Origin of the sequence: Lentzea terrae (genome assembly GCF_003265345.1) — a bacterium.
GTDB lineage: Bacteria > Actinomycetota > Actinomycetes > Mycobacteriales > Pseudonocardiaceae > Lentzea > Lentzea terrae.
The window spans coordinates 91,296-105,533 of sequence record NZ_QFWW01000035.1; the positions used below are offsets into that span (position 1 = coordinate 91,296).

The following is a 14,238-nucleotide window of genomic DNA, read 5'->3' on the forward strand; positions in this document are numbered from 1 at the left end:
CGCAGGGACCCCGCGGCGTTGGTGATACCCACACCGTACCGCTTGTGAACGCATGCACAAAGTCGGTGCCGAGAGGTCCGGAGAATGTGACAGCGCTGGTCACAGGGCGTGACCAGCGCTGGATCGGTTCCTGCTCACTACGGGGTGAGCACCTTGCCGATCACGAACACGGTGGCGTTCTTGGTGGGGATGTTGCCGCACAGCACCGGCGCACCGTTCACCGTCAGGCTGTCACCGGATCCCGCGATGGTGACGTCGGTGCCGTTCAGGGTCTTGACCGTCTTGGCCGTTTGCAGGCCCTTCGCGTCGTAACGCATCGGCGCGACGTGGTACTGCAGGATCGGCGTCAGTGCCGCCGGGTTGCCGGCCAGCTCCTGGAACTTCGCGTCGCCCAGCTCGGCGAAGGCTGGGTCGGCGGGCGCGAACACGGTGATCGCCTCCTGCGAGTTCAGCGTGTCCACGAGGTTGGCCGCCTTGACGGCGGCGACCAGCTTGGTGAGCAGCGGGTTGTTGCTCGCGGCGGTGGCCACCGGGTCCTCGGCCATGCCGGTCAGCGAACCCTTGCCGCCCTGCGGGACACCTGCGCAGCCGGGGCCGAAGACGTCGCTCGTCCTGGTCATGCCCATGGCGCTGCTGCTCGTGGTCGTGGGCGTGCTGGTCGGGGTGTTCGTGCTCGTGCTGGCCTGGTCCATGCCGCTGCACGCGGTCAGACCCGCAATTGCGATCGCAAACACACCTGCGAGGGTCTTTCGCACTTTCGATCACTCCCTGAATGTTCCGGACCTGTCTGCCTGAACATTCGGAGCGGATTTGCTCTCGGTTCTACTGAACGGTGAAGGAAATCGAATGCCACCCGGTCGCGCCATCGGGAACCGGCTCCAACCGCGCCTGATCCTGGGTGTAGCCGCTTTTGTCGGTCGCTCTGCACTCGACCGTGTGATGTCCCGGCTTCAGGTCCAGTTCGAGGCGCCACATCCGCCACGTGCTGTCGCTGACGTCCGCGCCCAGCTCGGCTTCCTGCCACGGGCCGCCGTCCGCCCTGACCTCCACCTTGGCCACGCCCTTCGGCTGGGCCCAGGCCGTGCCGGCGACGACGGTCCTGCCCTGGATTTTCGCCAGGCCTTTCGGGCGGTCGATTCGCGACATCGTTTTGATCGGGGCTCTGGTGGCCCAGCCCCGTGGAATCCAGTAGCCCTGGTCTTTTGCGAACGTGGTGACGTTGAGATCGGTCACCCATTTGGTGGCGGAGACGTAGCCGTACAGACCTGGGACCACGAGTCTGGCCGGGAATCCGTGCTCGGCCGGCAGGGGCTCGCCGTTCATGCCGATGGCGATCAGGCCGCGCTCCAGGACGTAGTCGAGCGGGCTGCCCGCGGTGAAGCCGTCGTCGCTGGTGCTGAAGAGCTGGTCGGCGCCTGCTTTCACGCCGGCTTCCCGCAGGACGTCACCGATCTTGATGCCGGTGAACTTGGCGGTGCTGATGTAGGGACCACCGACTTCGTTGGAGACGCAGGTCAGGGTGACCGTCTCCTCGATCAGGTCTTTTCGCCGGATCTCGTCGAACGTCAGCACGGTCGGCCGCTCGACCATGCCGTGGACCCGGAGCGTCCACTCCTCGGCCCGGATGCGCGGCACGCTCAGGGCCGTGTCGATCCGGTAGAAGTCCTTGTTGCTGGTGATGAAGCTCGGGGTGCCGTCCTTGACGAAGTCGGCGTTGATCGGGATCTCGGGCGCCTTCGTCTTCGGTGTGAGGTCGCCGACGGCCCTTCTCGAGCCCTCCACGTCCGTCCGACTGCCGAAGACCTGGCCCGCGATGCCCGCGGCGGCGGCCAGACCGGCGGTGATGAGGAAGTCGCGCCTGGTCTCGTCCGGCTCGGTGTCCCGGTGCAGGAACCGGAAGACGTACACGCCCGCGGCGAGGCTCGCGAGGGGTGCGAGGAGGCTGAGCTGGCCCACGTCCGGCCTGGTCAGCACGGCTGCCACGCCCACGACGCCGAGGAGCACCGCGACCACGGTGCCCGGTGTGGGGCTGGTGCGGCTGGCCAGGCCGGCTGCGACGCCGATGCCCGCCAGGACCACGGCCATGCCGGTGAGCAGGACGAGCTTGTCGTTGGTGCCGAACGTGCTGACCGCGAAGTCCTTCAGCCAGGACGGTGTGAGGTCGATCGCGGCGTTGCCCACGGCCAGGTACGGCGAGGCGCTCAGGCCGACGAAGGCTGCGACCAGGTGCCCGGCCGCGAGTGCGGCGAGGAGCGCGAGCAGTCCGGTGAGCGCGGCCTTGGCGGGCTTCATGCTTCTAATTCGACACCGCTGAGGCCTTGGTTCGCCTGAGCCGTAAGCCCCCGGTAATCACTCGCGGTGCTTCATCGTTGGCTACTTCACGCGGCGCCGGTACGCCAGCGTCGCGGCCACCGCCCCTGCCAGCGCACCTGCGCCCAGCACCGACGGCACGCCGATCTTGGCCGCCTTCCGGCCCGTTCGGAAGTCGCGGATCTCCCAGCCCTTGCGCCGCGAGATCTCCCGCAGCTGCGAGTCCGGGTTCACCGCCACGGCCGTGCCCACGACCGAGAGCATCGGCACGTCGTTGGACGAGTCCGAGTAGGCCGTGCAACGGCGCAGGTCCAGGCCCTCCTTGGCGGCCAGCGACCGGACGGCCTGGGCCTTGGCCTTGCCGTGCAGCAGGTCGCCCACCAGGCGGCCCGTGTAGACGCCGTCGGACGACTCGGAGACCGTGCCCAGTGCGCCGGTCAGGCCCAGGCGGCGGGCGATGATCGAGGCGAGCTCGACCGGGGTGGCGGTGACCAGCCAGACGCGCTGACCTGCGTCGAGGTGCATCTGGGCCAGGGCCTGGGTGCCCTTCCAGATGCGGTCGGCCATCAGTTCGTCGTAGATCTCCTCGCCCAGCGAGACCAGTTCGGCGACGCTGCGACCGGCCACGAAGGAAAGCGCCTGTTCGCGGGAGGCCTTGACGGACTGCGGGTCTTCGCGGCCGCCCACGCGGAACTTCAGCTGCTGCCAGACGAAGCCCGCGAGGTCGGAGGAGGAGAAGTACTTGCGCGCGGCCAGGCCGCGGGCGAAGTGGAAGATCGACGCGCCCATCATCATCGTGTTGTCCACGTCGAAGAAGGCCGCGGCGGTCAGGTCTGTGGGCACGGCGAGGGAGGCTTCGAGCTCTGGCGCTGCCGCGGCAACCCGGATCGCCGCCTCGGCCGATGCCTCGCCGGCTAGCTCGGCCAGCCGGTCGCTCTCCAACTCACGCTTACCCGCCATGTCACAAGCCTAGCGATCAGGTTCGACGGCAAGCCCTCGACTCAGCCGAAGCTGATCCCCGGAAGCAGCGGCAGCGAGATGCTGGGCAGCGGCAAGGGCAGCGGGATCGTGATTTCCGGCTTGCCGGACGACGGCGAAGTCGACGTGTTGGGCGCCGCCGGCGTCGAGGTGCCGGGCAGCACCGACTGCGAGGGCGGCACCGAAGGCTCCGTCGAACCCTGCGGCACCGGCAGGCCGGACGGGGTCGGCTGGACCGAGGACGGGTCGCGCCCCGGCGACGAGTTCGGGTCGGTGACCACCGAAGCGCACTCGTCCTTCGACGGCAGCGGGCCGAGCGTGTCGGAGGAGCCGCTGACGATCGCGGAGCAGCCGGCGCGGGCGGCCAGGTCGTGGGCTCGTTGGGCGATGCTCGCGAGCAGCCACATCGTGGTGTCGGCGTGGGCGCCGGCGTCGCCTGGCAGGCGGGGGCGCAGCGTGCCCAGCTTCACGTACTGGGCCAGCGCCCAGTCGCGCAGCGCCGGCAGCGCCTTCTCGTCGGACGCGATGGCGTACGCCGTGAGCTGGCGGGAGCCCTCGACGGCGTCGGAGTTCAGATCGCCCAGGGCGGTGAGCTGCGCCGACTCGCCGGACGCGCGTTCGGCCAGGGTTTCCATCTCGGTGACGCGGGAAGCGGCGAACTCCAGGTGCTTGAGCGCGCGCGACTCGTCGTCGAACGTCAGTCCCAGCGAGGCGCCTTCCGCAGTGCGCTTGACGCCGTAGAGCGGGTCTCCCGGGAGCGCGTCACGGCTGAGCAGCACGCTCATGCCGGCGAGCGACATCAGCAGGCAGAGGACGGCGGCTGCCGCGACTGCCAAGCGTGCGCGCGCTCCCACGCGTCTTACCGACGGGAGCACCAACGGCTTCTCCGGCGGTGGCGCGGTGAGGATGCGCTGTTTCATGCGCGCGCGGGTCTCGGCGTCCGGACCCACGTCCATGTTCCGGAGCAGCTCGACGATCGCGAGGTCCTCAGCGAAGTCGTCGCCGACCGGCTGCGGACCGCCTTCAACGGCACGGGCGAATCGCTCGTGCTCCGTGTGCCGCCACCGCGGTGTGCTTCCCTTACCGTCCATCTCAGCCCGAGTAACGAAGTTGATCTGCTTTGGGTTACGCGCCTGTCGCCGTGATCACCGCAACCACGACGGGAGGATCTGTGCGAGCCGCCGGACGGCCCGGTGTTGCAGCGCTTTCACGGCGCCCTCGTTGCGGTCCATCAGTTCCGCGACCTCGGACACCGACTTGCCCTCGATGAACCGCAACCTGATGCACTCCTGCTGGTCGTCTCCCAACTGGGAAACGCAGCGGAGCAGCTCCGCGTTGGTCGCCTCGGTCATCACTTCCTGCTCGGGACCGCCGGTCTCCTCCCGGTTGTCCTGGAGCTCCGCCGTCGTGACCTCGAGCCGGTAGCGACTCGACTTCACGTGGTCGAACACGATGTTGCGGGCGATCGTGACGAACCACGCGCCCACGTCCCGGCCCATGTAGCTGACCGAACCGATGCTGCGCAGCGCGCGCAGGAACGTCTCGCTGGTCACGTCCTCGGCGAACGCGCGATCGCCGCCCACCCGGAAGAGGACATAGCGAAAGACCATGTCGACGTACTTGTCGTACAGCACGCCGAACGCCTCGGTGTCACCCTCTTGGGCGGCCTTGACGAGCTGCCACGGCTCGTCGGCGGTGTCGTCGTGCTGACCTCCCGTCATGGTCCGGGTGGTCCTGATCGTGTTCGGTCGTGCCCGCGCGGTCATCGGCTGGCGGCACCTCCACAGAGTCGCCGTGGCGGCAGCATACGTCTTGTTACTCCGTAGTAGGTAGCTGGTGGGGTTGCGAAGTGGAGACGTGCGAACCACGGCTTCATGACGCTCGTCACGCGTGGAAGACTGCTCGAAGCGTCCAGTTGTTCATGAGGAGGCCATGTTGACTTCCGCTCGCAATGTCGCAGATCTGGTCCGTGCTTCGGCACAGCGGGGACCAAGCCACGTCGCAGTCGTCGACGTCGCGAGCGGTGTGAGCCTCACCTGGGAAACCATCGACGGTGCGATCGATGCTTTCGCCCGCCGTTTGGTCGATTCCGGTCTCGAACCGGGCGACCGAGTGGCGGTACGGCTGCCCACCTCGCCCGAGTTCGTGGTCACCGTGTTCGGAATTCTCCGCGCGGGCGGCGTCGTGGTGCCCACCGGACCCGGCAACCCGCCGCGTGAGCTGCAGCGCATCCTGGCCGACTCCGGCGCCACGCTCCTGGTGGGCGACGGCGAGGGCTCGGACGCCCAGGTGCTGGACGGTCCGGATGTCAACGCGACCGCTGAGCCCTTCGAAGCCGTCCGCGGCGGCGAGGACCTCGCGGTGCTCGGCTACACCTCCGGCACGTCCGGCGTGCCGCGCGGCGCGATGCTGTCCCACCGCGCGCTGCTCGCGAACGTCTCCCAGTGCGCCTCGCTGCGCCCAGCACCCGTGACCGCGGGCGACCGGGTGCTGCTCGCGCTGCCGTTGTTCCACGTCTACGGCCTCGGCCCCGGTCTGCTGCAGGTCGCGGGCGCCGGCGCCACCGCGGTGCTGTTGGAGCGCTTCGACGCCGTTTCGGCGTTGGACGTGATCGAGGAGCACCGCGTCACCACGATGGTCGGCGTACCGCCCATGTACCGGGCGCTGCTGGCGAACCCGATCGAGGTGCTGCGCGAGAAGCTGGCCACGGTCCGCCTCTTCACCTCCGGCGCCGCCCCGCTCCCGGCGGCGGTCATCAACGAGATGCGCACCGCCATCGGCATCCCGGTCTTCGAGGGCTACGGCCTGACCGAAACCGGCCCGGTGCTCACGTCCACGCTGGTCGGCGGCGTGCCGAAACCGGGCTCGGTGGGCCAGGCCCTGCCCGGCGTCGAGATCCGCCTGGTCGACACCGACGGATCGGTGCTCGACATCGACGAGGACGAGCCCGGCACCGGCCTGGTGTCCGCCAAGGGCGACAACCTGTTCAGCGGCTACTGGCCGGACGGCGCGCACGGGCCCGACAGTTCCGGCTGGTTCCGCACCGGCGACGTCGGCTTCATCGACGCGGACGGCGACCTGCACCTGGTGGACCGTGCGGGCGACCTGATCATCGTGAACGGCTTCAACGTCTACCCGCACGAGGTGGAGCAGGTCATCGGCGAGATGGCGGACGTGGTGGAAGCCGCGGCCGTGGGCGTGCCGGACGAGAAGACCGGCGAGTCGGTGAAGGTCGTCGTCGTGCTGCGCGACGGCGCCTCGGTGTCGGCCGAGGACGTCGTGACGCACTGCGCGGGCAGGCTGGCGAAGTTCAAGGTGCCGACGGCCGTCGAATTCGCCCCGGCCCTGCCGCACTCCCCGACCGGCAAGCTGGCCCGCCGCATCCTGCGCAAGCCGTTGGGAGCCTGACGTGCACCACGTGACGGTGATGAGCCGCGAGACGTGCCACTCGTGCCACGTCGCGGAGGCCGAGATCGAGCGAATCTGCGGCGAGATGGGCGCCACCTGGTCGGTCGAGGACGTGGACGCCGATCCGGAGCTGCGGGCCGAGTACGGGGACCGCGTGCCGGTGTTCCTGGTCGACGGCGTCGAGCACGGGTACTGGCAGGTGGAGGAGGACCGCCTGCGGGCGGCCCTCGCGAAGTAGTTCAGGTCAGGCCGAGCTCACGCCAGCCCACTTCACCGGCGGGCGTGAGCACCACGGCGCGGGTGGTGCCGATGCGCTGGATCCACCCGCGCTCGAAGAACACCTCGCACAGGTGCGCTCCAGCGGCTCCCGCCAGGTGCGGGACGCGTTCGGTCCAGTCCACGCAGGCCCTGACGACCGGGCGTTTCGAGGGTTCGAAGCCCAGTTCCTTCAGCCACACCAGACCGGGCTCGGTGATCGCGAGATCGCCGTTCACCACCCCCAGCTCCAGCAGGCCGGACTTGAGCGCGACACCCAGCTTCCCGGCCAGGTGGTCGTAGCAGGTGCGGCCGCGCGCCATCGCCTCCGAGGCGGACGAGGCCCGCAGGCCACGCGGCCGCGGCCCCGGTCCCGCGAACGACGTCATGGCCTCCAGCAACTCGGCGACGTGCGGACCGGCCAGGGACACGTACCGGTGCCGGCCCTGGCGGTGCTCCACGAGCAGGCCGCCCTCGATCAGCCGGGTGAGATGTTCACTGGCCGTCGAAGGGGCCACGCGGGCGTGCGCGGCCAGTTCGTTCGCCGTCCACGCCCTGCCGTCGAGCAGGGCCCCGCAGAACGCCGCTCGCGTCTTGTCCGCCAGCAGCGCGGCGACCTGGGCCAGTGCTTCCATGCCTGCCATTCTCCGACCGGAACACTTCGGCCCGCGCCGAAACGTCCGCGCCCTAGCGTCGGGGCATGACCGAAGAGCTGCTGAACCTGCCCGTCCCGCACGTCCCCGCCGGCGATCACGGCGTGGCGTGGCTGCGCGCGAACGTCGTCCGTTTCAGCAACGGCGCCGAGCACGCCCGCAGGCGCGCGCTCACGACCAAGCTCATCGAGAACGTCCACGCCACCACGCTCGACGAGTTCGCGACGGCACTGGACCTGCCCGGCTCACTCGGCGACATCGCCGAGATCGCGCCCAGCTACCAGCCGCACGAGCCGGTCACCGCGGCCGCCGACGCCGCCGTCGAACGCCTCGCCCGCAGCCACGACGAGGAGACCGCGGCCAGGATCGGGCTGCTCGTGCAGGCCTGGGCCGCCACGCACGCCCTCGCGGAGCACCTCCGCACCGGTGACCCCACCCCGCCCGTCCCGATCACCCGCAGGGCCGCTGAGGGCGGCGTGATCGAGGTCGGCCTCGACGCGCACCCGTTCGGGCACGGGCCGCACGCCTGCCCCGGCCGGGAACTGGCCACCCGGATCGCCAAGAACATGGCGTTCCGCGCGATGCACCACCAGGACGAGCCGCTGATCCTCCCCAACGCCTGGGACTACGCCTCGGCAGCCGCCCTGCACGCCGCGGGCTTCCGCGCGATCGGCACGACCAGCCTCGGCGTCTGCGCCGCCCACGGGATCGTCGACGGCTCAGGACTCGCCGACCGGGAGGCGGTGGCGCTGGCGCGGAAGCTGTCGGACCTGCCCTGCCCGGTGACCGTCGACCTGGAGTCCGGTTTCCGCACCGCACCGGCAGAGGTGGCCGAACTGGTGGCAGGTCTCGGCGTGGCGGGGATCAACCTGGAGGACGGCCGCCCGCACGGCCTGGTGACGCCGGACGAGCAGGCGAACCTCATCAGCACCGTGAAGGAGCGGGCGCCCGGTGTGTTCCTCAACGCCCGCATCGACACCCACTGGCGAGGCCTCGCGCTCGCCGAGACCGTGGACCGCGCGAAGAGGTACGTGGACGCGGGTGCGGACGGGATCTTCGTGCCAGGGGTGACCGAGCCGCGCGACATCGAGGCGCTGGCGGGGCTGGCGCCGTTGAACCTGCTGGCCCAGCACGGCACGCCGAGCGAACTCGCCGGCCTGGGCGTCAAGAGGATCAGCACCGGCTCGTTGCTGTTCCGGGCCGCACTGCAGCACACCGTCGCGACCGCGCAGGCAGTGCGCGACGGTGGAACCGCAGCAGCGTTCAGCTACGCGGAGGTGCAGGACCTGATCAGCCGAGGAACACGTTCCGACGCTGGGTGAGCAGCCGGTACAGGGTCTGCTGGATCGTCTCGCGGACCTGGTCGGTGAGGTTGAAGACCAGCATCGGGTCGTCGGCCGCGTTCTCGCCGAAGACGTCGGTGCGGATCGGCTCGCCGAACTCGATGTACCACTTCGACGGCAACGGGATGGCGCCCAGCGGCCCGAACAACGGGAAGAACGGCGTCACCGGGAAGTACGGGAAGCCGAACAGCCGTGCCAGCGCCTTGATGTCGCCGATCATCGGGTAGATCTCCTCGGCCCCGACGATCGAGCACGGGATGATCGGCGTGCCGGTCTTCAGCGCAGCGGCCACGAAGCCGCCACGGCCGAAGCGCTGCAGCTTGTAGCGGTCCTTGAACGGCTTGCCGATGCCCTTGAAGCCCTCCGGCCACACGCCGACCAGCTCACCGGACGACAACAGCCGCTCGGCGTCCGGGTTGCAGGCCAGCGTCTGGCCGGACTTGCGGGCCAGCGCGCCCAGCACCGGCGTCCGGAACACCAGATCGGCGCCGAGCATGCGCATGTGGCGCTGAGCCGGGTGCTCGGACGCGATGCCGTACGAGGTCATCAGTGCGTCGAGCGGCAACGTGCCGGAGTGGTTCGCCACGATCAGCGCGCCACCGGCCGTCGGGATGTTGGACAGCCCGATCGTCTCGACCCGGAACCACTTCTCGTACAACGGCTTCAGCGGCGGCATCAGCACGTTCTCGGTGAGGTCGCGGTCGAAACCGAACTCGTCGATCTGGTAGTCGCCCGCGATCCGCCTGCGCGCGAACGACAGCAGGTCGGCCAGCCTGCGTTCCCAGTCCGATGTCTCGGGCTGCTGCTGCGCGGGTTCTGGAACCACCTCGACGTGCCGCGATCTGCGCGCGGCGTCGCGTTCCGGGTCGTGCAGCGGGATAACGCGTGCTCCTGCCACTGCGTTCATCTCCTCAGGCAAAGATCAGCGGAAACGAGCGGCTGCATCGAGGATTCCCCGTTCCGCAGCCTCAACCGTCTCCGGGTCGATGAACGGCTTCAGGCCTCGGCCGCTCACGTAGTCGTCGAACGCCTGCTGGGTGGTCCACCGCGGCGTGAACCCGAAGTCCTTCTTCAGCAGGGTGGTGTCGACCACGCGCCCCCAGTTGAGGAACCTCATCTGGTCTGGCGAGAAGTCGACGAGCCGGGCGCTTCGGAAGAAGCCGCCGACGGTGGGCACGGCCATGCTGGGCACCGGCAGGTTCAGCCTGCCCGCCCGGCGAATGGCCTGCGACAGCAGCAGCACGCCGTCGCCGCCCACGTTGAACACACCGGGCAGGTCGTGCAGCGTCGCGCGTTCGAGGACAGCGAGGGCGTCCTCGGAGTGCAGCAGCTGCACGCGAGCGTCGTAGCCCAGCACGGTGGGCACGACCGGTAGGGCGAAGTAGCGCGTCAGCACCGTGTCGATGCGCGGGCCGATGAAGTTCGTGAAGCGCAGCGTGGTGACGTTCACGTCCGGCCTGCGGCGGCCGAACCCGCGCACGTACCCCTCGACCTCGACGGCGTCCTTGGCGTAGCCGGACGACGGCAGGTCCTTCGGGCCCATGTCCTCGGTGAACACCGCGGGGTCACGACTGCTGGACCCGTAGACGGCGCTGGTGGACTTCACCACGAGCTTCTGCACCTTCGGCGACTTCTGACACGCGGCCAGCAGCTGCATGGTGCCGATGACGTTCATCTCCTTCATCACCGTCCGGCCGGTGGGCCCGGCCGGGTTGGCGGTGACGGACGCGTGGACGACCGTGTCCACGTTCGCCGTGGAGATGACCTTGCTGATCAGCGGGTTGCGGATGTCGGCCCGCACGAACTCGGCCCTGCCCATCCGACGCAGGAGGTCACGTGGCGGCGGCTCGGTGTCCACACCGAGCACGCGCTCGATGTCCGGGTTGGCGGCGAACCGCGCGGCGAGGTGGCCGCCGAGGAAGCGGCTGACTCCGGTGACGAGGACGACCTTGGGCGTCATGCGACTCCAAGCTGAAGGGCGTTGCGATTGGTCGATGCTACAAGCCCAATCGGAAACCGGAGGGGGCCGGAACGCCGTCTTGACGCAGGTCACGAAGGCTTTACCGGCTAATCACCCGATCGGCGGCGACCGTTCCCGTGTTTCCGGGGGCTCGTCCCACTGGGTGATATTCCGTGCCGACGCACCACCTCGCAAACGCAACCGCCGCCGGTCCCCGTGAGGGAACCAGCGGCGGTGAGAGCGCAAGCGGGCTTACTTGCCGCGCTTCCTACGCTGAACCCTGGTCTTGCGCAGCAGCTTGCGGTGCTTCTTCTTCGACATGCGCTTGCGGCGCTTCTTGATGACCGAGCCCATGCGGGATCCTTAGCTCTAGACGTTGCTTTGACTGGCGCGCCCCAGCCTTGGCCGTGTCAAGCACGGCGCGCCGGTAAGCACGATCGGCCTACCAGTCTACCCGCTGGGGTTCGCCAGTCTTCAGCAGCCTTCAGCCGGCGTCGAAGTACGCGTTCTCGAGGTAGGCGTGCACAGCCTTCTCGGGCACCCGGAACGACTTGCCGACCCGCACTGCGGGCAGCTCACCGGAGTGCACCAGGCGGTACACGGTCATCTTCGAGACCCGCATCATCGAGGCCACTTCGGCCACGGTCAGGAACTGGACCTGAGCGAGACCTGTTCGTTCGTTCTCCTTCGCAGGCATACATCACCGCATCCTTCGACACGTGTCGTGCCGTCGGTCTTCCCCACCGACGGTTCGACACGCACGTGCTCTCTTGAGAGTAGCGGGACTGGTGTGACTCCTGCGACGTCCAGGCGGGGTCAGTCTTCGTGCTGCCGGCCGAGTTCGATGGACCGATCACGCGCCGATTCGATCGCAGCGAGGAGGGCCGCACGGACGCCGTGCTTCTCCAGCTCCCGAATGGCCATGATCGTCGTGCCGGCGGGCGAGGTGACCGCCTCACGCAGGATGACCGGGTGGGACGAGCCCTCTGCCAGCATCGTCGCCGCACCCACGGCCGACTGGATGATCAGTTGGGACGCCAGGTCGCGCGGGATGCCGAGCAGGATGCCCGCGTCGATCATCGCCTCGACCAGGAAGAAGAAGTAGGCGGGACCCGAGCCGGACAACGCCGTCACCGCGTCCTGCTGCGACTCCGGCACGATCGCGACCTTGCCCACGGTCGAGAGGAGCTCCTCCACGACCTTGAGGTGCTCCGGCGTGGCGTTGGAGCCGCCGGAGACCGCGCTCATGGCCTCGCCGACCACCATCGGCGTGTTCGGCATGACCCGCACGACCGGGGTACCGGACGGCAGCCTGCGCTCGTACAGGGACGTCGGCAGGCCCGCGCACAGCGACACGATGAGCGTTCCGGGCTTCAACACCGGCTTCAGCTCGGTCAGCAACGGCTCGATGTCCTGCGGCTTGACCGCGACGATCAGCACGTCCGCCTTGGCCGCGGCACCGGCGATCGTGGTGCCCTCGATGCCGTACTGCTCCGTCAAGGCGTGAGCCCGGGCCTCGTGCTTCTCGGTGAACATCAGATCGGTGGCCGCGCGGCCGCCCTGCAGAAGCCCGGACAGCAGCGCCTCACCGATCTTGCCCGCGCCGAGCACCGCGATCTTCGTCATCGGTCAAGTCTCACACAGCAGGTGTCAACGCCAACTGACGTGCCTGACACACCAGCCGGCCAGCCGCGTCGATCACGGTGGCGTCCTCGTCGAACCACTGCCCGTGCACCGCCTGGCAGGTGACGTGGATGCGCAGCCACCCAGGCGCCGGCCTGGCCCGCAGCAACGCGGTCAGCTGCACCGTCGGCGACCACCCGAAGCGGCCGAGGTTGAACGTCACCGGCATCGACAGGTCGCCTGCGAGCAACGCGAAGTACGGGTCGGGCTGCTCGTCGATCGGCCGCGCCCACAGCTTCAACGTCAACGGACCGTCCGTGCGCCGGTCCAGGAACGTTGCCGACTCCCGGTCCACCCGCAGGTCGCAGAGGCCGCCGACCTTGTAGACGCCGCCGGTCGGGAACGTCGCCAGCTCCACCGAACCGGGCGGCGGCGCGGCGGGGATCGACGGCAGGTTCGCGTAGTCGGCGCGGTGCTCGGGGAGGCGTCCCGTGGTGACCGACGCCTCGACGCAGACCTGACCGCGCTGCTCCAACGACACCGCGATGACCGTGGCCGTGCGGCCCGCTTTGCGCACGTCGGTCCGGATCAGCACCGGTCCGACCTCCGGCGCGCGGAGGAACTGCGCGGAGACCGCGAGAGGATCGCCGTCCGCGGCTTGGGCGGCCGCGCGCGTCATCACCGCGAGCAGGAAGCCGCCGTGGGGTTTCGGACCCACGGTCCACTCGGCCGGCAGGGACGCGGTGAAGGTTCCGTCACCGAGTGACCGGACCGCGCTGGACTTGGTGAAGGTCATGAGCGGCTGGCCAGCGACCGCAAGAAGAAAGTCACGTTGGCAGGCCGTTCTGCTAGTCGCCGCATGAGATATCCGTACCACTGCTCGCCGTAGGGAACATAAACGCGAGCGCCCAGGCGCCTCTGCTCGTCGGGCCGGACGCCGTAGAGCATCTGGTACTCGAAGTCGGTTTTGTCATACCAGCGCGCTCGCTCGCCAATGATTTCGATCAAGCGCGGGTCGTGCGTGGCGAACATCGGGTACCCCTCTCCTGCGAGGAGAACGTTGAGGCACCGCACGTAGTTCAGATCAACTTCGTGGGGGTCCTGGATCGCCACCTCCGGCGGCTCCGCGTACGCCCCCTTGACCAGCCGAACCCTGCTGCCAGGCCCTGCGAGCTGCTTGCAGTCGTCCAGCGTCCGGTGCAGGCACGTCTGCAGCACCGCGCCCACCCACGGCCAGCTGCGCCGCAGCTCGTGCAGGACTCGCAACGTCGAGTCCGTCGTGGTGTGGTCCTCCATGTCGAGCGTCACAGTCGTCCCGCACTGCTCGGCCGCGGCACAGATCCGGCTGGCATTCGTCAGGGCGAGCGACTCGTCCAGCGCCTGTCCAACTGCGGACAACTTGACGCTCACTTCTGCGTTTTGGGCCAGTCCGGCCGCGTGCAGCGCGTCGAGCAGCTCGAGGTAGGCCTGGACGGTCTTCTCGGCCTGCGCCTTGTCGGTGGTGTCCTCGCCGAGGTAGTCCAGCGTCACCGGCAGCCCGAGGTTCCGCACGACCTCGACGGCGTCCGCAGTGGTCTCGCCCGCGACGAAGCGCTTCACGACATCACGGCTGATCGGCGCGCTGGCGACGAGGTGGCGGACCGTCTCGTTGCGAGACGCGGCCATGATCAACGCTCGCAGCGGGTTCACACCACGAACCCTAACTCGC

The 14,238-nt window shown here is 69.1% G+C and carries 16 protein-coding genes; 3 read left to right on the forward strand and 13 right to left on the reverse strand.

Features of this window, described 5'->3' with window-relative positions; all coding sequences use genetic code 11:
- Window positions 1-137: 137 nt before the first annotated feature.
- The 5 genes from DI276_RS43345 to DI276_RS43365 all read right to left on the reverse strand — a co-directional run bounded on the left by DI276_RS43345 (window position 138) and on the right by DI276_RS43365 (window position 5,009).
- Entirely contained in the window at window positions 138-734 is a 597-nt protein-coding gene (locus tag DI276_RS43345; protein WP_408610631.1) for a fasciclin domain-containing protein, read from the reverse strand.
- 88 nt (window positions 735-822) lie between these two features.
- Window positions 823-2,292, reverse strand: coding sequence for a molybdopterin-dependent oxidoreductase (locus tag DI276_RS43350; protein WP_112275046.1), 1,470 nt, complete (start codon window positions 2,290-2,292; stop codon window positions 823-825).
- Between the two features lie 81 nt (window positions 2,293-2,373).
- Window positions 2,374-3,270: an HAD family hydrolase gene (locus DI276_RS43355; protein WP_112275048.1), complete on the reverse strand. Its 897-nt coding sequence runs from the start codon at window positions 3,268-3,270 to the stop codon at window positions 2,374-2,376.
- A 41-nt stretch (window positions 3,271-3,311) separates the two neighbouring features.
- Window positions 3,312-4,379, reverse strand: coding sequence for a DUF5667 domain-containing protein (locus DI276_RS43360; RefSeq protein ID WP_112275058.1), 1,068 nt, complete (start codon window positions 4,377-4,379; stop codon window positions 3,312-3,314).
- 54 nt (window positions 4,380-4,433) lie between these two features.
- The gene (locus tag DI276_RS43365) at window positions 4,434-5,009 is read right to left on the reverse strand and encodes a sigma-70 family RNA polymerase sigma factor (RefSeq protein ID WP_232837316.1); all 576 of its coding nucleotides are present in this window, start codon (window positions 5,007-5,009) and stop codon (window positions 4,434-4,436) included.
- A 211-nt stretch (window positions 5,010-5,220) separates the two neighbouring features.
- Here DI276_RS43365 and DI276_RS43370 point away from each other — a divergent pair, with 211 nt between their 5' ends.
- The gene (locus DI276_RS43370) at window positions 5,221-6,696 is read left to right on the forward strand and encodes an AMP-binding protein (RefSeq protein ID WP_112275062.1); all 1,476 of its coding nucleotides are present in this window, start codon (window positions 5,221-5,223) and stop codon (window positions 6,694-6,696) included.
- A 19-nt stretch (window positions 6,697-6,715) separates the two neighbouring features.
- Window positions 6,716-6,934 (forward strand): glutaredoxin family protein, encoded by a 219-nt coding sequence (locus DI276_RS43375; RefSeq protein WP_112275313.1) that lies wholly within the window; start codon window positions 6,716-6,718, stop codon window positions 6,932-6,934.
- Between the two features lies 1 nt (window position 6,935).
- On the opposite strand, the gene DI276_RS43380 is transcribed toward DI276_RS43375, so the two are convergent.
- Window positions 6,936-7,586, reverse strand: a complete 651-nt coding sequence (locus DI276_RS43380) for an ArsR/SmtB family transcription factor (RefSeq protein WP_112275315.1) — start codon at window positions 7,584-7,586, stop codon at window positions 6,936-6,938.
- Between the two features lie 65 nt (window positions 7,587-7,651).
- On the opposite strand from DI276_RS43380, the gene DI276_RS43385 reads away from it, so the two are divergent.
- Window positions 7,652-8,926 carry an isocitrate lyase/PEP mutase family protein gene (locus tag DI276_RS43385; protein ID WP_112275064.1) on the forward strand — a complete coding sequence of 425 codons (1,275 nt, stop codon included), beginning with the start codon at window positions 7,652-7,654 and terminating at the stop codon, window positions 8,924-8,926.
- Here DI276_RS43385 and DI276_RS43390 read toward each other — a convergent pair.
- From DI276_RS43390 to DI276_RS43420, 7 genes are all read right to left on the reverse strand, one after another.
- Entirely contained in the window at window positions 8,895-9,854 is a 960-nt protein-coding gene (locus tag DI276_RS43390; protein ID WP_112275066.1) for a lysophospholipid acyltransferase family protein, read from the reverse strand. The genes DI276_RS43385 and DI276_RS43390 overlap by 32 nt on opposite strands.
- 15 nt (window positions 9,855-9,869) lie before the next feature.
- Window positions 9,870-10,907 carry an NAD-dependent epimerase/dehydratase family protein gene (locus DI276_RS43395; protein WP_112275068.1) on the reverse strand — a complete coding sequence of 346 codons (1,038 nt, stop codon included), beginning with the start codon at window positions 10,905-10,907 and terminating at the stop codon, window positions 9,870-9,872.
- Window positions 10,908-11,159: 252 nt separating this feature from the next.
- Window positions 11,160-11,261 (reverse strand): 30S ribosomal protein bS22, encoded by a 102-nt coding sequence (locus tag DI276_RS43400; protein WP_015105422.1) that lies wholly within the window; start codon window positions 11,259-11,261, stop codon window positions 11,160-11,162.
- 130 nt (window positions 11,262-11,391) lie between these two features.
- Window positions 11,392-11,604, reverse strand: coding sequence for a helix-turn-helix domain-containing protein (locus tag DI276_RS43405; RefSeq protein ID WP_030477960.1), 213 nt, complete (start codon window positions 11,602-11,604; stop codon window positions 11,392-11,394).
- A gap of 119 nt (window positions 11,605-11,723) precedes the next feature.
- Window positions 11,724-12,533, reverse strand: a complete 810-nt coding sequence (gene proC, locus DI276_RS43410) for a pyrroline-5-carboxylate reductase (protein ID WP_112275070.1) — start codon at window positions 12,531-12,533, stop codon at window positions 11,724-11,726.
- A gap of 10 nt (window positions 12,534-12,543) precedes the next feature.
- A complete protein-coding gene (locus DI276_RS43415) occupies window positions 12,544-13,326 on the reverse strand; it encodes a thioesterase family protein (protein WP_112275072.1) in 783 nt (260 codons plus the stop codon).
- The gene (locus tag DI276_RS43420; RefSeq protein ID WP_112275074.1) at window positions 13,323-14,219 is read right to left on the reverse strand and encodes a proline dehydrogenase family protein; all 897 of its coding nucleotides are present in this window, start codon (window positions 14,217-14,219) and stop codon (window positions 13,323-13,325) included. Before DI276_RS43420 ends, DI276_RS43415 begins: the two co-directional genes overlap by 4 nt.
- Window positions 14,220-14,238: the final 19 nt, after the last annotated feature.